This is a genomic window from Enterococcus sp. AZ120 (assembly GCF_050546165.1).
GTDB classification, from domain to species: Bacteria; Bacillota; Bacilli; order Lactobacillales; family Enterococcaceae; genus Enterococcus; species Enterococcus faecalis.
This window is the reverse complement of record NZ_CP172950.1, coordinates 154,895-174,850: the sequence shown is the minus strand read 5'-3', so window position 1 is coordinate 174,850 and position 19,956 is coordinate 154,895. Positions and strand designations below refer to the sequence as shown.

At 39.5% G+C, this 19,956-nt stretch carries 30 protein-coding genes; 3 read left to right on the top strand and 27 right to left on the bottom strand.

What is annotated here, in order from left to right; genetic code table 11:
- Nucleotides 1–20 precede the first annotated feature (20 nt).
- The 26 genes from rpmD to rpsL all read right to left on the bottom strand — a co-directional run bounded on the left by rpmD (nt 21) and on the right by rpsL (nt 16,118).
- Nucleotides 21–200, bottom strand: coding sequence for a 50S ribosomal protein L30 (gene rpmD, locus IGJ46_RS00820; RefSeq protein ID WP_002356220.1), 180 nt, complete (start codon nt 198–200; stop codon nt 21–23).
- A 14-nt stretch (nt 201–214) separates the two neighbouring features.
- Nucleotides 215–715: a 30S ribosomal protein S5 gene (rpsE, locus tag IGJ46_RS00815; protein ID WP_002356219.1), complete on the bottom strand. Its 501-nt coding sequence runs from the start codon at nt 713–715 to the stop codon at nt 215–217.
- A 20-nt stretch (nt 716–735) separates the two neighbouring features.
- Entirely contained in the window at nt 736–1,092 is a 357-nt protein-coding gene (gene rplR / locus IGJ46_RS00810) for a 50S ribosomal protein L18 (RefSeq protein ID WP_002356218.1), read from the bottom strand.
- A gap of 160 nt (nt 1,093–1,252) precedes the next feature.
- Nucleotides 1,253–1,789 (bottom strand): 50S ribosomal protein L6, encoded by a 537-nt coding sequence (gene rplF, locus IGJ46_RS00805; RefSeq protein WP_002356217.1) that lies wholly within the window; start codon nt 1,787–1,789, stop codon nt 1,253–1,255.
- Between the two features lie 31 nt (nt 1,790–1,820).
- Nucleotides 1,821–2,219: a 30S ribosomal protein S8 gene (gene rpsH, locus IGJ46_RS00800; RefSeq protein WP_002356215.1), complete on the bottom strand. Its 399-nt coding sequence runs from the start codon at nt 2,217–2,219 to the stop codon at nt 1,821–1,823.
- Nucleotides 2,220–2,254: 35 nt separating this feature from the next.
- Nucleotides 2,255–2,440 (bottom strand): type Z 30S ribosomal protein S14, encoded by a 186-nt coding sequence (locus IGJ46_RS00795; RefSeq protein ID WP_002356214.1) that lies wholly within the window; start codon nt 2,438–2,440, stop codon nt 2,255–2,257.
- A gap of 18 nt (nt 2,441–2,458) precedes the next feature.
- The gene (rplE, locus tag IGJ46_RS00790) at nt 2,459–2,998 is read right to left on the bottom strand and encodes a 50S ribosomal protein L5 (RefSeq protein ID WP_002356213.1); all 540 of its coding nucleotides are present in this window, start codon (nt 2,996–2,998) and stop codon (nt 2,459–2,461) included.
- A 25-nt stretch (nt 2,999–3,023) separates the two neighbouring features.
- On the bottom strand, nt 3,024–3,335 hold the full coding sequence (gene rplX / locus IGJ46_RS00785; protein ID WP_002356212.1) for a 50S ribosomal protein L24: 312 nt from the start codon (nt 3,333–3,335) through the stop codon (nt 3,024–3,026).
- Between the two features lie 35 nt (nt 3,336–3,370).
- A complete protein-coding gene (gene rplN / locus IGJ46_RS00780; RefSeq protein ID WP_002356211.1) occupies nt 3,371–3,739 on the bottom strand; it encodes a 50S ribosomal protein L14 in 369 nt (122 codons plus the stop codon).
- A gap of 57 nt (nt 3,740–3,796) precedes the next feature.
- Entirely contained in the window at nt 3,797–4,063 is a 267-nt protein-coding gene (gene rpsQ / locus IGJ46_RS00775) for a 30S ribosomal protein S17 (RefSeq protein ID WP_002359348.1), read from the bottom strand.
- A gap of 23 nt (nt 4,064–4,086) precedes the next feature.
- On the bottom strand, nt 4,087–4,275 hold the full coding sequence (gene rpmC / locus IGJ46_RS00770; RefSeq protein ID WP_002383858.1) for a 50S ribosomal protein L29: 189 nt from the start codon (nt 4,273–4,275) through the stop codon (nt 4,087–4,089).
- The gene (gene rplP / locus IGJ46_RS00765) at nt 4,265–4,699 is read right to left on the bottom strand and encodes a 50S ribosomal protein L16 (protein ID WP_002356208.1); all 435 of its coding nucleotides are present in this window, start codon (nt 4,697–4,699) and stop codon (nt 4,265–4,267) included. Before rplP ends, rpmC begins: the two co-directional genes overlap by 11 nt.
- A gap of 2 nt (nt 4,700–4,701) precedes the next feature.
- Entirely contained in the window at nt 4,702–5,358 is a 657-nt protein-coding gene (gene rpsC / locus IGJ46_RS00760) for a 30S ribosomal protein S3 (protein WP_002356207.1), read from the bottom strand.
- 66 nt (nt 5,359–5,424) lie between these two features.
- A complete protein-coding gene (rplV, locus tag IGJ46_RS00755) occupies nt 5,425–5,772 on the bottom strand; it encodes a 50S ribosomal protein L22 (RefSeq protein WP_002356206.1) in 348 nt (115 codons plus the stop codon).
- Nucleotides 5,773–5,793: 21 nt separating this feature from the next.
- Entirely contained in the window at nt 5,794–6,072 is a 279-nt protein-coding gene (gene rpsS, locus IGJ46_RS00750; RefSeq protein WP_002356205.1) for a 30S ribosomal protein S19, read from the bottom strand.
- Between the two features lie 42 nt (nt 6,073–6,114).
- A complete protein-coding gene (rplB, locus tag IGJ46_RS00745; protein ID WP_002356204.1) occupies nt 6,115–6,945 on the bottom strand; it encodes a 50S ribosomal protein L2 in 831 nt (276 codons plus the stop codon).
- A 39-nt stretch (nt 6,946–6,984) separates the two neighbouring features.
- Nucleotides 6,985–7,275, bottom strand: coding sequence for a 50S ribosomal protein L23 (locus IGJ46_RS00740; protein ID WP_002356203.1), 291 nt, complete (start codon nt 7,273–7,275; stop codon nt 6,985–6,987).
- Nucleotides 7,275–7,898: a 50S ribosomal protein L4 gene (gene rplD, locus IGJ46_RS00735; protein WP_002356200.1), complete on the bottom strand. Its 624-nt coding sequence runs from the start codon at nt 7,896–7,898 to the stop codon at nt 7,275–7,277. The genes IGJ46_RS00740 and rplD overlap by 1 nt, the downstream gene beginning before the upstream one ends.
- Before the next feature lie 25 nt (nt 7,899–7,923).
- Nucleotides 7,924–8,553: a 50S ribosomal protein L3 gene (gene rplC / locus IGJ46_RS00730; RefSeq protein WP_002356199.1), complete on the bottom strand. Its 630-nt coding sequence runs from the start codon at nt 8,551–8,553 to the stop codon at nt 7,924–7,926.
- Between the two features lie 21 nt (nt 8,554–8,574).
- Complete coding sequence (gene rpsJ / locus IGJ46_RS00725; protein ID WP_002389727.1) at nt 8,575–8,883, bottom strand: 30S ribosomal protein S10; 309 nt, start codon at nt 8,881–8,883, stop codon at nt 8,575–8,577.
- Nucleotides 8,884–9,231: 348 nt separating this feature from the next.
- Nucleotides 9,232–10,398: an SAM-dependent methyltransferase gene (locus tag IGJ46_RS00720; protein ID WP_002389616.1), complete on the bottom strand. Its 1,167-nt coding sequence runs from the start codon at nt 10,396–10,398 to the stop codon at nt 9,232–9,234.
- Nucleotides 10,399–10,669: 271 nt separating this feature from the next.
- Complete coding sequence (gene thiD, locus IGJ46_RS00715; RefSeq protein ID WP_033918136.1) at nt 10,670–11,494, bottom strand: bifunctional hydroxymethylpyrimidine kinase/phosphomethylpyrimidine kinase; 825 nt, start codon at nt 11,492–11,494, stop codon at nt 10,670–10,672.
- A gap of 181 nt (nt 11,495–11,675) precedes the next feature.
- Nucleotides 11,676–12,863, bottom strand: a complete 1,188-nt coding sequence (tuf, locus tag IGJ46_RS00710; RefSeq protein ID WP_002356194.1) for an elongation factor Tu — start codon at nt 12,861–12,863, stop codon at nt 11,676–11,678.
- Nucleotides 12,864–13,013: 150 nt separating this feature from the next.
- A complete protein-coding gene (fusA, locus tag IGJ46_RS00705; RefSeq protein WP_002356192.1) occupies nt 13,014–15,095 on the bottom strand; it encodes an elongation factor G in 2,082 nt (693 codons plus the stop codon).
- A gap of 83 nt (nt 15,096–15,178) precedes the next feature.
- Nucleotides 15,179–15,649 (bottom strand): 30S ribosomal protein S7, encoded by a 471-nt coding sequence (gene rpsG, locus IGJ46_RS00700; protein WP_002356191.1) that lies wholly within the window; start codon nt 15,647–15,649, stop codon nt 15,179–15,181.
- A gap of 55 nt (nt 15,650–15,704) precedes the next feature.
- The gene (rpsL, locus tag IGJ46_RS00695; RefSeq protein WP_002356190.1) at nt 15,705–16,118 is read right to left on the bottom strand and encodes a 30S ribosomal protein S12; all 414 of its coding nucleotides are present in this window, start codon (nt 16,116–16,118) and stop codon (nt 15,705–15,707) included.
- A 344-nt stretch (nt 16,119–16,462) separates the two neighbouring features.
- Between rpsL and rpiA the strand changes: the two genes are divergently transcribed.
- The 3 genes from rpiA (at nt 16,463) to gpmA (ending at nt 18,621) form a co-directional block, all read left to right on the top strand.
- Nucleotides 16,463–17,143 (top strand): ribose-5-phosphate isomerase RpiA, encoded by a 681-nt coding sequence (gene rpiA / locus IGJ46_RS00690; RefSeq protein WP_002364531.1) that lies wholly within the window; start codon nt 16,463–16,465, stop codon nt 17,141–17,143.
- 41 nt (nt 17,144–17,184) lie between these two features.
- On the top strand, nt 17,185–17,760 hold the full coding sequence (locus IGJ46_RS00685) for a recombinase family protein (RefSeq protein WP_002356188.1): 576 nt from the start codon (nt 17,185–17,187) through the stop codon (nt 17,758–17,760).
- A 174-nt stretch (nt 17,761–17,934) separates the two neighbouring features.
- On the top strand, nt 17,935–18,621 hold the full coding sequence (gpmA, locus tag IGJ46_RS00680; RefSeq protein ID WP_002359343.1) for a 2,3-diphosphoglycerate-dependent phosphoglycerate mutase: 687 nt from the start codon (nt 17,935–17,937) through the stop codon (nt 18,619–18,621).
- Nucleotides 18,622–18,677: 56 nt separating this feature from the next.
- Here the strand turns inward: gpmA and IGJ46_RS00675 are convergent, their stop codons facing one another.
- Nucleotides 18,678–19,880: an iron-containing alcohol dehydrogenase gene (locus IGJ46_RS00675; RefSeq protein WP_002408242.1), complete on the bottom strand. Its 1,203-nt coding sequence runs from the start codon at nt 19,878–19,880 to the stop codon at nt 18,678–18,680.
- Nucleotides 19,881–19,956 lie beyond the last annotated feature (76 nt).

The window sequence follows — 19,956 nt, the reverse complement described above, 5'->3', positions numbered from 1 at the left end:
CTATTACAAATCTATAAATCTTAAACTTCTTCTACGTCCACTAAATGTGAAATAGTGTTAACCATACCTTTGATTGCTTCATTGGCAGGTTTTGTAACAGTACTATTCACTTTACCTAAACCTAACGCTTTAACTGTAGCACGTTGGTTTTGAGGACGTCCGATAACACTGCGTTTTAAAGTAATTTTTAATTCAGCCATTATTTTTGTCCTCCTTAACCGATAATTTCTTCTACAGATTTACCGCGAAGTGCTGCCACTTCTTCGGCACGTTTTAATTGTTTTAGACCTTCAACAGTTGCGCGAACAACGTTAATAGGTGTGTTTGAACCTAGTGATTTAGATGTAATATCTGCTACACCAGCTAATTCCAATACGGCACGAACTGGTCCACCAGCAGCTACCCCAGAACCTTCTACTGCAGGTTTCATAAGGATACGGCCGCCACCGAATACGCCAATTACTTCGTGCGGGATAGTAGAACCAACCATAGGCACTTCAACTAAGTTTTTCTTCGCGTCTTCGATTGCTTTACGGATAGCTTCAGGTACTTCTTGTGCTTTACCAGTACCGAAACCAACGTGTCCGTTTTTGTCACCGACAACAACTAAAGCTGCGAAACGTAAACGACGTCCACCTTTAACAACTTTTGTTACACGGTTGATCGCTACAACGCGGTCTTCTAATTCCAAATGTTTTGGATCAATATAAACCATGAATGGTGTTCCTCCTTCTCCTAAAATTCTAGTCCATTTTCACGAGCAGCTTCAGCTAAAGCTTGCACGCGGCCATGGTAAAGGTATCCACCACGGTCGAAGACTACTTTTTTGATGCCTTTTTCAGCGGCACGTTCAGCAACTAGTTTACCAACAGCTGCAGCTGTTTCTGTTTTTGTTCCACCTGAAATTTCTTTATCCAAGGCAGAGGCACTTGCTAGCGTCACACCCGCTACGTCATCAATGACTTGCGCGTAGATGTTTTTGTTAGAACGGAAAATGTTCAAGCGTGGGCACTCAGCAGTACCAGAGATTTTGTTACGTACACGACGATGTCTCTTTTGACGTGTTTTGTTTTTATCTGGTTTTGTAATCACAATTTTCACCTCTTTGATTTAATGTTTACTACTAATATTTCAAGCAGTCAGCAGATTACGGAAAAGAGAAGCTGGCAGACAAGACAAAAGCATTTTATTGGAAAAATCCCATAAAATGACAGTTGCTTGTTGTTGACTTCTGTTTTCTACACAGCTGTTATTATTTACCAGTTTTACCTTCTTTACGGCGTACAAATTCACCAACATAGCGAATCCCTTTGCCTTTATAAGGTTCTGGAGGACGAACGCCACGGATGTTAGCAGCTAATTCACCAACAACTTCTTTGTTGATGCCTTTAACGATAACTTGTGTGTTCGCAGGTACTTCAAATGTTACGCCTTCTGGTGCTGTCATTTCGACAGGATGAGAATAACCAACGTTTAAAGTTAATTTGTTGCCTTGTACTTGGGCACGGTATCCGACCCCGATAAGTTCAAGTGCTTTTTGGAAACCTTCAGAAACACCAACAACCATGTTGTTGAAGTTTGCACGAGTTGTTCCGTGGATTGTTTTCATTTCTTTTGAATCGTTTGGACGAGTGAATGTCACTTCGTTTCCTTCGATGTTCATTTTGATATCAGAAGAAAATTCGCGTGTTAATTCACCTTTAGGTCCTTTAACTGTAATGTTGTTTCCGTCTTGCTTGATTTCAACACCAGCAGGAAGAACAACAACTTTATTACCAATACGGCTCACTTAGAGACACCTCCTTGTGTATTTTTTAGAATTACCATACGTAGGCGATTACTTCGCCGCCGATATTTTTCGCTCTAGCTTCTTTGTCAGTAATTACACCCTCTGATGTAGAGATGATTGCAATTCCTAGACCGTTTAATACTTTTGGTACTTCGTCAGCTTTTACGTATGCACGTAAACCTGGTTTAGAAATACGTTTTAAGTTTGTGATAACACGTTCTTCGTTTTTACCATATTTTAGGAAAACACGGATTACGCCTTGTTTGTCATCTTCGATGTATTCTACGTCGCGGATAAATCCTTCACGTTTCAGGATTTCTGCGATATCACGTTTGATTTTTGAAGCAGGTACTTCTAAAGTTTCATGTTTAACCATGTTCGCATTACGAATGCGAGTTAGAAAATCTGCAATTGGATCTGTCATGACCATTGAACTATTTACCTCCTTTATGCGAGTTTACTTGTTTACCAGCTAGCTTTCTTCACGCCGGGAATTTGACCTTTATAGGCAAGTTCGCGGAAGCAAATACGGCAAAGATGAAATTTACGATAAACTGAATGTGGACGTCCACAACGTTCACAACGAGTATAAGCTTGTGTTGAATGTTTAGCAGGACGTTTGTTTTTAGCAATCATTGATTTTTTAGCCACGTAGTTCGCCTCCTTATATTATTTTTGGAATGGCATACCTAATTGTGCCAACAATTCGCGAGACTCTTCGTCAGTGTTCGCTGTTGTAACAATTACGATGTCCATACCGCGTACTTTATCTACTAAATCATAATCAACTTCTGGGAAGATTAATTGTTCTTTAATACCTAAAGTATAGTTACCACGACCATCGAAAGCTTTTTTGCTGACACCGTGGAAGTCACGTACACGAGGTAAAGAAACTGTTACTAATTTATCTAAAAATTCGTACATTCTTTCGCCGCGTAGCGTTACTTTCGCACCGATTGGCATTCCTTCACGTAAACGGAATCCAGCGATAGATTTTTTAGCTTTTGTGATAAGTGGTTTTTGACCAGTGATTAATGCTAATTCTTCAACAGCTTTGTCTAAGTTTTTAGCATTTGATACTGCATCACCCACACCCATGTTGATAACGATTTTATCAACTTTAGGTGTTTGCATAACTGAGCTGTAATTAAATTTTTCCACCAATGATGGTGTTACTTCTTTAATATATTTTTCTTTCAGGCGGTTCATTCAGTAAGCCCTCCTTCCGCAATTTTTATTTATCTAAAACTTCACCTGTTTTTTTAGAAACGCGGACTTTTTTGCCGTCGACTTCTTTAAACGCAACTTTAGTAGCTTCTCCGTTTGAAGGATCAATCACCATTACATTAGAAACATGAATTGGCGCTTCCACTTCAAGGATTCCACCTTGTGGGGCTGCTTGGTTTGGTTTTTGGTGTTTTTTAACGACGTTGACACCTTCAACGATAACTTTATCTTGTTTAGGAAACGCTGCTAAGACAACGCCTTCTTTGTTTTTATCTTTACCAGTGATAACTTTTACTTTATCGCCTTTTTTAACAAACATTACTGTTTCGCACCTCCTTTAACGTGGGCTCGAGATTATAATACTTCTGGTGCTAGAGAAACGATCTTCATGAAGTTGTTTTCACGTAATTCACGTGCAACTGGTCCGAAGATACGTGTTCCGCGTGGGCTTTTATCGTCACGGATAATTACCGCAGCATTTTCATCAAATTTGATGTAAGAACCGTCAGCACGACGAGCGCCAGATTTTGTACGAACGATAACGGCTTTAACTACTTCACCTTTTTTAACAACCCCACCTGGCGTTGCTTGTTTGACAGTAGCAACAATAACGTCACCGATGTTAGCAGTTTTACGACCAGATCCGCCTAGGACTTTGATCGTTAAAATTTCACGTGCGCCAGAATTGTCAGCGACTCTTAAACGACTTTCTTGTTGGATCACGATGTGTATCCCCCTTTCAGATTTTGTGCTTCAATCTATTAGGAAATTCTCGTTTTATTAGATAATAACTGCTTCTTCGACTACCTCTAGTAAACGGAAACGTTTTGTAGCTGATAATGGACGAGTTTCCATGATTTTTACGATGTCTCCAACTTTCGCTGTGTTGTTTTCATCATGCGCTTTATATTTTTTTGAATATTTCATACGTTTGCCATAGATAGGGTGGTTTTTCTTTGTTTCAACGACAACTGTGATTGTTTTATCCATTTTGTCTGATACCACGCGACCTTGGTAAACTTTACGTTGATTTCTTTCTTCAGTCATACGCGTTTGGCCTCCTTCCACTATTAGTTAGCTTGTTCACGCAATACTGTTTTGATGCGTGCAATCGATTGACGTACTTCTTTAATACGTGCAGTGTTTTCTAATTGACCTGTTGCTAATTGGAATCTTAAGTTGAACAATTCTTCTTTTAATTGTTTTTCTTTATCTAGCATTTCGGCAGTGGTTAATTCTCTGATTTCTTTAACCTTCATTCGATTCACCACCCATTTCCTCACGTTTTACGATCTTAGTTTTTACCGGCAATTTGTGAGATGCAAGACGAAGAGCTTCACGAGCTACTTCTTCAGGAACGCCTGCGATTTCAAACATGATTTTACCACGTTTAACTGGTGATACCCAGCCTTCTGGTGCCCCTTTACCTTTACCCATACGTACGCCGATAGCTTTACTTGTGTAAGACTTGTGAGGGAAAATTTTAATCCATACTTTCCCGCCACGTTTCATGTAACGAGTCATTGCAATACGGGCTGCTTCGATTTGACGGTTAGTAATCCAGTGAGATTCAGTTGCTTGTAAACCCCATTCACCAAATGCTACTTCTTTTCCGCCTTTAGCTTCACCGCGCATTTTTCCGCGGAATTCACGACGGTGTTTTACACGTTTAGGTACTAACATGATTATTTCCCTCCTTTCTCAGTGTTTTTTTTCGTTGGAAGAATTTCTCCACGATAGATCCACACTTTAACTCCTAGTTTTCCGTAAGTAGTGTCCGCTTCTTCCCATGCGTAATCAATGTCCGCACGTAATGTATGAAGTGGTACAGTTCCTTCAGAGTATCCTTCTGAACGAGCGATATCCGCACCGTTTAGACGACCTGATACTTGAGTTTTGATTCCTTTAGCGCCAGCACGCATTGCGCGTTGGATGGCTTGTTTTTGAGCACGACGGAAAGCAACACGGTTTTCTAATTGACGTGCAATTCCTTCGCCTACTAATTTTGCATCTAAATCTGGTTTTTTGATTTCAACGATGTTGATGTGAACTCGTTTGCCAGTTAATTTGTTTAATTCTTTTCTTAGGTTTTCGACTTCAGATCCGCCTTTACCGATAACCATACCTGGTTTAGCTGTGTGAATTGAAATGTTAACACGGTTTGCAGCGCGTTCGATTTCAATTGTAGATACAGCAGCATCAGCAAGTTTTGTTGCGATAAATTTACGGATTCTTAAATCTTCGTGTAAGAATTCAGCATACTCTTTTTCAGCATACCATTTCGCATCCCAGTCGCGGATGATGCCTACACGCATTCCAATTGGATGTACTTTTTGACCCACTGATTGTCCCTCCTCTTAAATGTTTAAGCTCTGTTTTCATAAAGAAAACAGCCTATTTCATGAGACTTATTTCTCTGTTACAACTACTGTGATGTGACTAGTACGTTTGTTGATTGGTGAAGCTGAACCTTTTGCACGAGGACGGAAACGTTTCATTGTTGGTCCTTCGTTAACAAATGCTTCAGATACGACTAAGCTTTCAACGTCTAAGTCAAAGTTGTTTTCTGCGTTAGCAACTGCTGACATTAAAACTTTTTCAATGATTCCAGCAGACTTGTTCGGTGTGAATTTCAAAATTGAAATTGCATCCGCAACGCTTTTCCCTCTGATAAGATCGATTACTAAACGTGCTTTACGAGGTGAAGTGCGAACTGTTTTTGCAGTTGCTTTAGCTGATGTAATTTGTTCTGACATTTGCATATCCTCCCCTCAAAATTAGCGTTTAGTTTTTTTATCGTCAGCAACGTGGCCACGATAAGTTCTAGTTGGTGCAAATTCACCTAATTTATGTCCTACCATGTCTTCTTGAATGTAAACAGGGACATGTTTCCGTCCATCATATACAGCGATTGTGAAACCTACGAATGATGGAAAAATTGTAGAGCGGCGAGACCAAGTTTTAATTACTTTTTTCTTTTCGGCACCTTGTTGTGCTTCGACCTTTTTCATCAAATGATCATCGACGAAAGGTCCTTTTTTTAAACTACGACCCATGGTGAACCTCCTCTCAAAATGTACGACACATGGTCAAAAAAATTATTTAGTACGACGACGAACGATAAGTTTGTCTGATTTAGCTTTTTTATTACGTGTTTTGTATCCAATTGCTGGTTGACCCCATGGAGATACTGGCGCTTTACGTCCAATTGGTGTTTTACCTTCACCACCACCGTGTGGGTGATCGTTAGGGTTCATTACGCTACCACGAACAGTTGGGCGTTTACGCATCCAACGAGAGCGGCCAGCTTTACCAATGTTGATTAATTCGTGTTGTTCGTTACCAACTGAACCGATTGTTGCACGGCAAGTTGCTAAGATCATACGAACTTCGCCAGAGTTTAAGCGGATTAATACGTATTTGCCTTCTTTACCAAGTACTTGCGCGCTTGTTCCAGCTGAACGGATTAATTGTCCACCTTTACCAGGTTTCATTTCAATGTTGTGGATAACTGTACCAACTGGAATGTTTTCCAATGGTAATGCGTTACCTACTTTAATATCTGCTTCTGGACCAGATACTAGGCGCATGCCTACTTCTAATCCTTTTGGTGCTAAGATGTATGCCTTAACCCCGTCTTCGTAATGAACTAACGCGATGTTAGCAGAACGGTTTGGATCGTACTCGATCGTTTTAACAACCGCTGCGACGTTATCTTTATTACGTTTGAAGTCAATCACACGGTATTGACGTTTGTGACCGCCACCTTGGTGACGAACCGTAATGCGACCGTTGTTGTTACGACCGGCATTGTTTTTTAATGGCTGTAACAATGATTTTTCTGGTGTTGAAGTTGTGATTTCAGCGAAATCAGAACTTGTCATGTTACGACGGCCATTTGTGGTAGGTTTGTACTTTTTAATCGCCACGTCTTATTTCCCTCCTACGTTGATATTGTTCAGGACTGCTTATTCAGCAGCTTCGAATAATTGAATTTCTTTTGAATCTTCAGTTAATGTAACGATCGCTTTGCGACGTTTTTTTGTATAACCTGCATATTTACCCATGCGTTTGAATTTTGGACGCACGTTTAAGATGTTTACGTTTGCTACTTTAACATCGAATGCTGATTCAACAGCTTGTTTTACTAAAGTTTTGTTTGCGCGAGTGTCCACTTCGAAAGTATATTTCTTTTCGTCCATAGCTAACATGGATTTTTCAGTGATCACTGGGCGTTTGATTACGTCTAGTAATTCCATTATGCAAGCACCTCCTCAATTTGAGTAAGAGCTGTTTGTGTTGCCAAGACTTTGTTAGCTGACACAACATCTAACACACTAACGTTATCAGAAGTTACTACAGAAACGTTTGGTAAGTTACGAGCTGATAAAGCTGCAAAGTCGTTACCATTTTCTAAAACAACTAATACTTTAGTATCGATAGACAAGTTAGCAAGAACTTGTTTGAATTCTTTTGTTTTTGGTGCATCGAAGCTTAAACCTTCTACTGCTACCAAGTTATTTTCAGCAACTTTGTCTGATAATACAGATTTCATTGCTAAGCGACGAACTTTTTTAGGAAGTTTGTAGCTGTATGAACGCGGTGTTGGTCCAAAGACTACGCCACCTCCACGCCATTGTGGTGAACGGATTGAACCTTGACGAGCACGACCAGTTCCTTTTTGACGCCATGGTTTGCGGCCACCGCCACGAACAGCGCTACGGTTTTTAACTGCGTGTGTTCCTTGTCTTAATGAAGCACGTTGCATGATGATTGCATCATAGACAACACTTTCATTAGGTTCGATTCCGAAGATTTCTTCATTTAAAGTGATTTCACCGTTTTGAGTTCCATCTTGTTTGAATAATGCTACATTCGGCATTCCTTAGTTCCTCCTTTCCCTACACTTATTTAGCTTTCACAGCTGATTTGATTGTGATTAAAGATTTTTTCGCTCCAGGAATGTTTCCTTTGATTAAGATAACATTTCTTTCTACGTCCACTTTAACAACTTCAAGGTTTTGAATTGTTACGCGGTCGCCACCCATACGGCCGGCTAGTCGTTTATTTTTAAATACACGGTTAGGCGCTACTGGACCCATTGACCCAGGACGACGGTGATAACGAGAACCATGAGACATAGGTCCGCGGCTTTGGCCGTGACGTTTGATTGCCCCTTGGAATCCTTTACCTTTCGTAGTACCTGTAACATCAACAACGTCTCCTGCTTGGAAAACATCTACTTTGATTTCTTTACCTACTTCATATTCTCCTAGCTCAACATTCTTGAATTCTTTAATGAAGCGCTTAGGAGCCGTGTTTGCTTTTGCAACATGACCTTTCGCAGGTTTGTTTGATAAAACTTCACGTTTGTCTTGGTAACCAACTTGGATAGCTTCGTATCCGTCAGTTTCAACAGTTTTTACTTGTAAAACTACGTTTGGCGTAGCTTCAACTACTGTTACTGGAATTAATTCACCAGACTCAGTAAAGATTTGTGTCATTCCCACTTTTTTCCCTAAGATTCCTTTGGTCATGAGTACACCTCCATCTTAATTTTATAGTTTGATTTCAATATTAACACCAGACGGTAAGTCAAGCTTCATTAGAGCGTCAACTGTTTTTGGTGTTGGGTTCACAATGTCAATTAGACGTTTGTGAGTACGCATTTCGAATTGTTCGCGAGAATCTTTGTATTTATGAGTCGCACGAATAACTGTGTAAAGTGAGCGTTCTGTTGGTAATGGAATCGGACCTGATACGTCAGCTCCAGTTCTTTTTGCTGTTTCCACAATTTTATCCGCTGATTGATCTAAAATACGGTGTTCATACGCTTTTAAACGGATACGAATTTTTTGTTTTGCCATCTTGTTCCCTCCTTCGCCTATTTTAAAAGTAGACATAGCTCCACGAAAATTTATCCGGCATGCTCGTTCATGGCAAAGCGTCCGAGCGTGTCGCAACCTCTCGCTTCACAGCCGGCAAATCAAATCGTTGATCTACCAATGCTTTTTACACTCCTGTAAACAGCACCTTTTTGATTATACTATGAAAGGATAGTGTTAGCAAGGATTTTCTGCGTTTTTTCGAAAGAATTTTTTCTTGTTTTGAAAAGCATTTGTTTTGTTTTTCAATTCTTTTCATTCTATTTTTATAAAAAAAGAATTTGGGATTCCTTTTTTACCAGAATCTCAAATTCTTTCTTTTTTATTCTATTAACCAATCCGGCGCATTGGAATATCATTGTTATCTGGATGAACCAATAAATATTGAATAACATCAATATTGCTTGCTTGGAATGAGGCTGCACATGCTTGCAAATATAAGTCCCACATTCGATAGAAGCGCTCGCCTTTTTCGTCAACAATTTCTGTTTCTATATTATGGAAGTTTTTTGTCCAATGTTCCAACGTCAATTGATAATCTCTGCGCAAACTTTCCAAGTCAATCACTTGCAAGTCGTTTTCTGTCATATGGCCGACTAGCTCAGTGACACCAGGAATATAGCCACCTGGGAAAATATAACGATTAATCCAAGCATTTTTAGCCCCACCTTGTTGGCGACTGATCCCATGAATCAACGCCGTACCTTTAGGCGCTAAATTCCGCTGAACGACATCAAAATATTCATGTAGATTTTCCGCACCGACATGTTCAAACATCCCAACACTCGTAATATGATCAAAAGATTCTCCTTTTAAATCACGATAATCCATCAACTTGACAGTCATTCGATCTTGTAGACCTTCTTTTTCTATAATATGGCGAATATGATGAAATTGCTCTTCACTTAATGTAATCCCAGTTGCTTTGGCTCCATATTCTTTCACCGCAGTTAAAATTAATGTGCCCCAGCCGCAGCCAATATCCAGTAAAGTGTCCCCCTCTTTGATAAACAATTTATCTAAAATATGATGAACTTTATTCACTTGCGCTTGTTCTAATGTATCTTCAGGCGTTTTAAAATAAGCACATGAATACGTCATTGTTTGGTCAAGCCATTTTTTGTAAAAATCATTTCCTAGATCGTAATGGCTGTGAATATCCTCTTGCGAACGTTTTTTTGAATGACTTTCTTTAGGAAGCCATTTAATAAATTTAGCATTGTGTAAAAAGCTATCCTTTTGGTTATACACATCATAAATCAGCGCTTGGATATCGCCTTCGATTTCAATTTTGCGATCCATGTAGGCTTCCCCTAAAGTTAATGAAGCGTTATTCAGTAAATCCTTCACAGGAATTTTTTCATTGAATACAATTTTAAAAACCGGATCCCCCGACCCTTGCCCATACTCTTTGACGGTACCATCCCAGTATGTGACTTGTGTCTTTTTTGAAAAAGACCATTTAAACAGTTGACTGTACGTTTCTTTTTCTAACATTGCATTCCCTCCATTAAATACCATTTGAAGCCAAAACAAAAAGAAGTCGCTTTCCGGTAGTTCGTCAAAACAAACACCACAGTCCGTTCTAAACTGAAGCACAGAAAAGTTATCACCCCTTCTATGTTCCGCTTCTTTTTTTGCAATTACAGTTCTATTCTACTCCTCTTTTAAAAATTTGAACATTCTTTTAACGTAATACCTACTATTGTTATTCTTTATCACAAAAAAACTAGAGCCAGTCCTTGACAGACTCCTCTAGTTCTAAACATTATGCTTTCTTACGCATCCGTTGTTCCGCATGAGTGTAAGCGCCATGCCACACGTGCCCCACATAAGGATTAACTTGAATACCGTGTTTAATCGCCGCTGCTACAAATTTTTTCGCTAAAGTTACTGCTTCTAACACCGAATAACCTTTCGCCAAGCCAGCTGTGATTGCCGCTGAAAAAGTACAACCTGCACCATGATTATAATCAGTTGGATATAATTCATTTTCCAAAAGATGCGCGGTGTGACCATCGTAAAACAAGTCCAGTGCTTTTTCACCAGCTAAGCGATGTCCCCCTTTAACCACGACATGCTCGGCTCCCATTTGTACAATTCGTTTTGCCGCTTCTTCCATCTCCGCCACGGAAGAAATTTCGCCTAAACCAGATAAGATGCCCGCTTCAATTAAATTAGGCGTGGCCACTAATGCTAATGGCAGTAAATCGTTTTTTAGGCCTTCCACACTTTTGGGTTGCAGAATTTGTGCCGTGCCCTTACAAGCAATGACTGGGTCAATCACGACTTTTTGAATTTTCTCTTGTTTAATGTACTTACTAGCCATTTTAATATTTTGTTCATTGCCCATCATCCCTGTTTTCAAGGCCGCTACTGGGCCGCCTGCAAAAACCGAAATCAATTGTTTTTCTAAGAGCGTTTCTGGCAATTCAGTTACTTCATGTGACCAACCTGTTGTAGGATCCATCGTCACAATCGAGGTTAAACTTGAAAATCCAAAAACTCCATACTCTTCAAATGTTTTTAAATCTGCTTGAATCCCTGCCCCTCCAGTTGAATCGGAGCCTGCAATCGTCAATACTTTTTCCATTAAATCACCTAACCTTTTTCTCCAAGTATACGGAAGAAACAAGTCTGCTAAAACAGCCAATTGGCTTATTTTTTAGCCAGCCAATTTCTAAACAAAAAAAAGACCAGAGAATAAATTCTCTGGCCTTACGTCCGAATACCCCAGTTTTTTACGCTGGTTAAAGCTATAGTTAAAAAGTTAATTATTTAACGATTTCAGTAACAACGCCTGAACCTACAGTACGTCCGCCTTCACGAATAGAGAAACGAGTTCCGTCTTCGATAGCGATTGGGTGAATTAATTCAACGTCCATAGCAACGTTATCACCAGGCATTACCATTTCAGTACCTTCTGGCAATTCTACAACACCAGTAACGTCTGTTGTACGGAAGTAGAATTGAGGACGGTAGTTAGTGAAGAATGGAGTATGACGTCCGCCTTCTTCTTTTGATAATACGTATACTTCAGCTTTGAATTTTGTGTGTGGAGTGATTGTAGCTGGTTTAGCTAATACTTGTCCACGTTCGATATCTTCACGTGCAACACCACGTAATAAAGCACCGATGTTGTCGCCTGCTTCAGCGTAGTCTAATAATTTACGGAACATTTCAACACCTGTAACAGTTGTTTTAGATGTTTCGTCTTTAATACCAACGATTTCAACTTCGTCACCAACGCGAACTTCACCACGTTCAACACGGCCTGTAGCAACAGTACCACGTCCAGTGATTGAGAATACGTCTTCGACTGGCATCATGAATGGTTTGTCAGTATCACGTTCTGGAGTTGGGATATATTCGTCAACTGCAGCCATTAATTCTAAGATTTTTTCTTCATAAGACTCGTCGCCTTCTAAAGCTTTCAAAGCAGAACCTGCGATAACTGGAACATCATCGCCTGGGAAATCGTATTCTGATAATAAGTCACGAACTTCCATTTCTACTAATTCTAATAATTCTTCGTCATCAACCATATCCATTTTGTTTAAGAATACAACGATGTATGGTACACCAACGTTACGTGATAATAAGATATGTTCACGTGTTTGAGGCATAGGACCATCAGCAGCAGAAACTACTAAGATAGCTCCGTCCATTTGAGCAGCACCAGTGATCATGTTTTTAACGTAGTCCGCGTGTCCTGGGCAGTCAACGTGTGCATAGTGACGAGTTTCAGTTTCATATTCGATATGAGAAGTGTTGATTGTGATTCCACGTTCTTTTTCTTCTGGAGCGTTATCGATAGAATCGTAGCTTTGTGCTTCCCCGCCACCGTGTTTTGATAATACAGTAGCAATTGCAGCTGTTAATGTAGTTTTACCATGGTCAACGTGTCCGATAGTACCAATGTTAACATGGGATTTAGAACGGTCAAATTTTTCTTTTGCCATTTTGAATGTTCCTCCTAAAAATATAAATTTTATTGTTTGTTTTATATGTGATAGACGTTACTAAAAATCGTCTGATCATCATAAGCTATTTTACACGAAATCTTGAAAAAAGGATAGTTCTAAAAACAAACCTTTTATTCTCAAGGAAAATTATGCGTTGCCGCCGTTTTTCTTGATGATTTCTTCTTGAACAGACTTAGGTACGTCTTCATAGTGGTCAAATACCATCATAAATGTACCGCGTCCTTGTGTTGCTGAACGTAATGTTGTAGCATAACCAAACATTTCAGCTAAAGGTACCATCGCATTAACGATTTGAGAGTTACCGTGTGCTTCCATACCTTCAACACGTCCACGACGACTTGTTACGTGTCCCATGATATCACCTAAGTAATCTTCAGGAACAGTAATTGTAACTTTCATCATTGGTTCTAAAATAACTGGGTTTGCATTTTTAGCCGCAGCTTTCAATGCCATAGAAGCAGCTACACGGAAGGCCGTTTCATTTGAATCGACATCGTGGTATGAACCATCGTAAAGTTTTGCTTTGATATCAACTAATGGATAACCAGCAAGAACACCGTTGTTCATAGAGTCTTCTAACCCTTTTTCAACTGCTGGGATGTATTCACGAGGAACCACACCACCGACAATTGCGTTTTCAAACTCAAAGCCTTTACCTTCTTCATTTGGTGTAAATTCAACCCATACGTGACCGTATTGTCCTTTACCACCAGACTGACGAACGAATTTACCTTCTGCTTTAGTCGCAGCACGGAATGTTTCGCGGTAAGATACTTGAGGAGCACCTACGTTAGCTTCAACTTTGAATTCACGTTTCATACGGTCTACTAAAACGTCTAAGTGCAATTCACCCATACCAGAGATAACTGTTTCACCAGTTTCAACGTTTGTTTCAACGCGGAATGATGGATCTTCTTCAGCAAGTTTTTGTAGAGCCACGCCCATTTTATCTTGGTCAGCTTTTGATTTAGGTTCAACAGCGACTTGGATAACTGGATCAGGGAATTCAATAGATTCAAGAATAACTGGTGCATCTAATGCACATAATGTATCACCAGTTGTTGTGTCTTTTAGACCAACAGCAGCAGCGATATCACCAGAGTACACTTTGTCAATTTCTTGACGAGTGTTGGCGTGCATTTGTAGGATACGACCGATACGTTCTTTTTTGCCTTTTGAAGCGTTCAATACGTATGAACCACTTTCAAGGACACCAGAATAAACACGGAAGAAAGTTAAACGACCTACGAATGGGTCAGTCATAACTTTAAATGCTAATGAAGCGAAAGGTGCTTCGTCATCAGCTGGACGAGTTGTTTCTTCGTCTGTTTTAGTATCGATCCCTTTGATAGCATCGATATCTAATGGAGATGGTAAGTAATCAAGAACAGCGTCCAACATTAATTGAACCCCTTTATTCTTGAATGCTGAACCAGCTAATACAGGGAAGAACTCAACGTTGATTGTTGCTTGACGGATACCAGCGACTAATTCTTCTTCAGTGATTTCTTCACCTTCAAGATATTTCATCATTAAGTCTTCGTCAGTTTCAGCAACAGCTTCAACTAATTTTTCGCGCCATTCTTGCGCTTTTTCTAAATAATCTTCAGGAATATCAGTTTCTTGAATATCTGTTCCCAAATCATTTGTGTAGATTTCAGCTTTCATTTTAATCAAGTCAATGATTCCAGTGAAGTCTTCTTCAGCTCCGATTGGAATTTGAATTGGATGAGCGTTTGCTTGTAAACGATCATGTAATGATTCTACTGAATAGAAGAAGTCCGCACCGATTTTATCCATTTTGTTACAGAATACAATACGAGGAACTTTATATTCAGTCGCTTGACGCCAAACAGTTTCTGTTTGAGGTTCTACACCTGATTGAGAGTCAAGAACTGTTACCGCACCATCTAATACGCGTAGAGAACGTTGTACTTCAATTGTGAAGTCCACGTGTCCTGGAGTATCGATGATATTTACACGGTAGCCTTTCCACTGTGCAGTTGTCGCAGCGGATGTAATCGTGATACCACGTTCTTGTTCTTGTTCCATCCAGTCCATTTGTGAAGCACCTTCATGGGTTTCACCGATTTTATGGATTTTACCAGTGTAGTACAAGATACGCTCAGTTGTTGTTGTTTTACCAGCATCAACGTGGGCCATGATACCAATGTTACGAGTTTTTTCAAGTGAAAATTCTCTTGCCATTTTGTATGTTTACTCCTCTCTTTATTTAAATCGATTGTAAATTGACTTTCTGCTGCCACTTTACGCGACAGACAGAGAGGATCTTACCAACGATAATGAGCAAATGCGCGGTTTGCGTCTGCCATTTTGTGTGTGTCTTCGCGTTTTTTAACAGAAGCGCCAGTGTTGTTAGCAGCATCCATGATTTCTTTCGCTAGACGTTCTTCCATTGTGTGTTCACCACGTAGACGTGCGTAGTTAACTACCCAACGTAAACCTAAAGTTGTACGACGTTCTGGACGAACTTCAACTGGTACTTGGTAGTTAGAACCCCCAACACGACGTGCTTTAACTTCAAGAACAGGCATAACGTTTTTCATTGCTTGTTCAAAAACTTCCAATGGATCGTTACCTGTAGATTCTTTGATGATATCAAATGAATTATAGATAATGTTAGCAGCAATCCCGCGTTTACCGTCAACCATTACACGGTTGATTAAGCGAGTTACTAATTTTGAGTTATAAATTGGATCTGGTAAAACATCACGTTTTGCAACAGGACCTTTACGAGGCATCCGTAACTCCTCCTTCCGAAATATGATTTTTCAAGTTGTTATTGTCTTATTATAATTAAGCTTTAGGACGTTTTGTACCGTATTTAGAGCGGCTTTGTTTACGGTCGTTAACACCGGCAGTATCAAGCGCACCACGAACGATATGGTAACGTACCCCTGGTAAGTCTTTTACACGTCCACCACGTAATAATACCACGCTGTGTTCTTGTAAGTTGTGACCGATACCTGGGATATAAGCTGTAACTTCGATTAAGTTTGACAAACGAACACGGGCATATTTACGTAAAGCTGAGTTCGGTTTTTTAGGTGTCATCGTACCCACACGTGTACAAACTCCACGTTTTTGCGGAGAGTTAACGTTTGTTTGAGTTTTCTTAAAACTGTTATATCCTTTGTTTAAGGCTGGTGAATCAGATTTTTCTACTTTAGATTTACGAGGTTTACGTACTAATTGGTTAATTGTAGGCATTCCTTGTTCTCCTCCTTCCTTACTTCGCTTCTAGTTCCACACATCCAGGTGGTTCTTTTTTCGCGATAAAAAATAATGCAATCTCTGCACTCTTTATCAAATATGCTTTGATAGACAGTCAGCACGTCCCTATAAGGAACCTGTAGATAAAGCACCTTTGTTAGGATACCACGATAAGCATCAGCTGTCAACCCTCTTCTTTCGCCTTTCGAAAAAAAGCTTTTCCTTCTATTTAAACGTACTTTTCCTTTAAAAATTTTTATGACTTTTTCAAAAACTTTCTATCTTTTTTAGTTAAATAACGGTACAATATCTTTGACTATTGAAGGGGGCGGAAAACAGCGATGAATCTGAAACAAATGGTAGGAATCGAAGCTGCAAAATATGTAGAAGACGGCATGATTGTCGGTTTGGGTACTGGCTCAACAGCAAAATTTATGGTAGACGAAATTGGTCGTCGCGTAAAAGAAGAAGGATTGTCAATCGTAGGGGTTACTACTTCAAAAGAAACAGAGAAACAAGCCTTGGCCTTGGGCATTCCTTTAAAAAGTATTGATGAGGTTCCGTATGTGGATCTTACGATTGATGGCGCCGATGAAATCAGCGCTGATTTTCAAGGAATCAAAGGCGGTGGCGCTGCCTTACTTTTTGAAAAAATTGTGGCCACTTATTCAAAGAAATGTATTTGGATTGTGGATAAATCAAAAATGGTGGACGATTTAGGGGCTTTCCCACTTCCTGTTGAGGTTGTCCCTTATGGCAGCTGCCAACTAGTGCATTTATTTAAAGAAAAAGGCTATCACCCAGCACTTCGTCTAAACGCTGCTGGCGAAACATTAATAACAGATGGAGGCCACCATATCATCGATTTGCATTTAGAAAAAATTACAGATCCAGAAGCTTTAGGTTCTTATTTAGACAACTTGGTTGGCGTCGTTGAACACGGCTTATTTTTAAATATGGTTTCTATGGTAATCGTCGGTTATGAAGATGGACCGAAAACCTTACATGTTCCCGCACGTTAAGAATGTGTGAAAAAAGATTATTTATATAGGAAGGATAATATATGAAACGAATTGGTTATGCACGCACAACTATTATTGAAGACGATTTAAAAAATCAACTAACCACTCTCCAATCGTTTGGTTGTGATGATATTTTCCAAGAGACATTTGATCCTCAAGCGGAGATCAGTGTCTTAGACGAAGTCGAAAAACTTCTTTCTGCTGGGGATACACTTATTGTTTGTAAATTGCACCATTTAGGTAAAACAACCCGCCAATTAACAGACTTTATGAAAATGTTAAAGGAAAAACAAGTTGATTTTGTCAGCATTTCAGAAGGAATTGATACTCACCTTCCAACAGGTGAAGCCTATTTCCAATTAATGGAGAGCTTATCTGCGATGGAATGTGCACTAATTAAAGAACGAACACTCGTTGGGCTCCACAAAGCTCGTGAAAACGGAAAAGTAGGTGGACGTCCAAAAATTGATGGACGTACCGTCCGTAAAATCCGTGCATTATATTATGAAAACAAAGAAACCATCCAATTTATTTCTAATAAATGCGGCGTTTCGGTGGGCACTTGTTATAAGTACATCAATTTACCTGAGACAGATGTCGAACGGCTGTATTCCTAAGAATAAAAAAGAAGTCCTTCAGATGGGGCTTCTTTTTTGATTCGATTTCACTCTAATTTTTCAGCAACTTTCACGTTTTTTTACTATTTTCCATTGGAAATCTTGCGCAAAACGGTGTACAATAAACGTGGAAATCTTATTTTCAGAAAACTAAACTCAAAGGAGAGCTTATACATGCCAAAATTAGTTTTTTCTCGTCATGGACTTAGCGAATGGAATGCCTTAAACCAATTTACTGGATGGGCTGACGTAGATTTAGCACCTGAAGGTGTTGAAGAAGCAAAAGAAGGCGGCCGTAAAATTAAAGAAGCAGGCATCGAATTCGACGTTGCTTATACTTCTGTTTTAACTCGTGCCATCAAAACTTGTAACTATTTACTAGAATACTCAGATCAATTATGGGTACCTCAAATCAAATCTTGGCGCTTAAACGAACGTCACTATGGTAAATTACAAGGACTAAACAAAAAAGAAACTGCTGAAAAATACGGAGACGAACAAGTCCACATCTGGCGTCGTTCTTACGATACTCTTCCTCCATTAATGGAAGCAACAGATGAAGGTTCTGCAGCAAACGACCGTCGTTATGCAATGTTAGACCAACGCGATATTCCTGGTGGCGAAAACTTGAAAGTTACTTTGGAACGTGCATTACCATTCTGGCAAGATGAAATTGCGCCAGCTTTAAAAGACAACAAAACTGTCTTAGTAGCGGCTCATGGTAATTCATTACGTGCTTTAGCTAAACACATCGAAGGCATTTCTGATGAAGATATTATGGATCTTGAAATCCCAACAGGTAAACCATTAGTTTATGAATTAAACGATGATTTAACTGTGAAAGAAAAATACTACTTATAAGAACTTGTTTCTTATTAACAAAAGCGGTTTGCCAAGGCAAACCGCTTTTTTATGAATTAAATAAATTGACTTTCGGTTAAACAATCTTTATAAATCGCTACTATATCCGCTGCATCCAATGGTACATAAGCCTTTTCGGCAATTGCACTATGGGCCACAGCTTGTTGTGCCATTTCTTCAAATTTATCTGCTTCGATGCCAACTTCTGGTAATGTCATTGGAATGCCACAAGCCACAAAGTAATCATACAATGCTTGAATACCTTTTTTCGCTGCTACTTCCTCTTCTTGTTCGACTATTCCCCAAACATTTCGAGCAAACTGTGCAAACTTGCCAACGGTTTGTTCAGACAAAACGTAATTCATCCAACGAGGCGTTAAAATTGCTAAGCCAATCCCATGCGTAATGTCATAAAACGCACTTAATTCATGTTCCATTGGGTGACAAGACCAAACACCTTGTTTGCCGCGCCCTGTTAACCCATTTAAGGCTAAACTACTTGCCCACATTAAATTAGCACGTGCATCATAATCTTCTGGATTTTCTAAAGCAATAGGACAATTTTTGATAACCGTTCGCATTAAGCCTTCTGACACAAAATCTTGGACGTCCGTGCCTGTCGAAATACTAAAATAGTTTTCAATCAAATGACTGAAAATATCCGCTGAGCCAGCTGCTGTTTGATTTTGAGGAACCGTAAAAGTATTCGTTGGATCCAAGAACGAAACTTTTGGAATCATATTCGGACCACCAAAGCCTAATTTTTGATTGGTTTCTAAGTTAGAAATGACAGCACCTGCGTTCATTTCACTACCTGTTGCTGCTAAAGTCAAGATGGTCACGATTGGTAAAGCAGGACCAGTATACCCTTTTCTGGCTGCAATAACTGTCCAGATATCTTCTTCCGAATAAAAGCCCGCAGCTATTGCTTTGGAACAGTCAATGGTTGAACCACCGCCAACTGCTAAAATAACATCGACTTGGTTTTCTTTACACAACTCAATTCCTTTTCTAACGGTTTCAATGCGCGGGTTTGGTTCGACACCGCTCAACTCAATCAGTGTATGCCCGTTTTTTTGGGCCAAATCAGTAATTTGTTGGTACAAGCCATTACGTTTGATACTACCGCCACCATAAACAAGTAAGACATTTTTGCCAAATTGATCTAACACAGCAGGTAATTCGTCTAAACGATCTTTCCCAAAACGGATGTCTGTTGGTACATAAAAATTAAAGTTTTCCATTCTTTCATCCTCCATTCAATGCTCTTACGCATTTATCATACTATTTTTTCAAAAATCCGCCAATAAAAAAGCCGAGCAAATGACAGTTGCT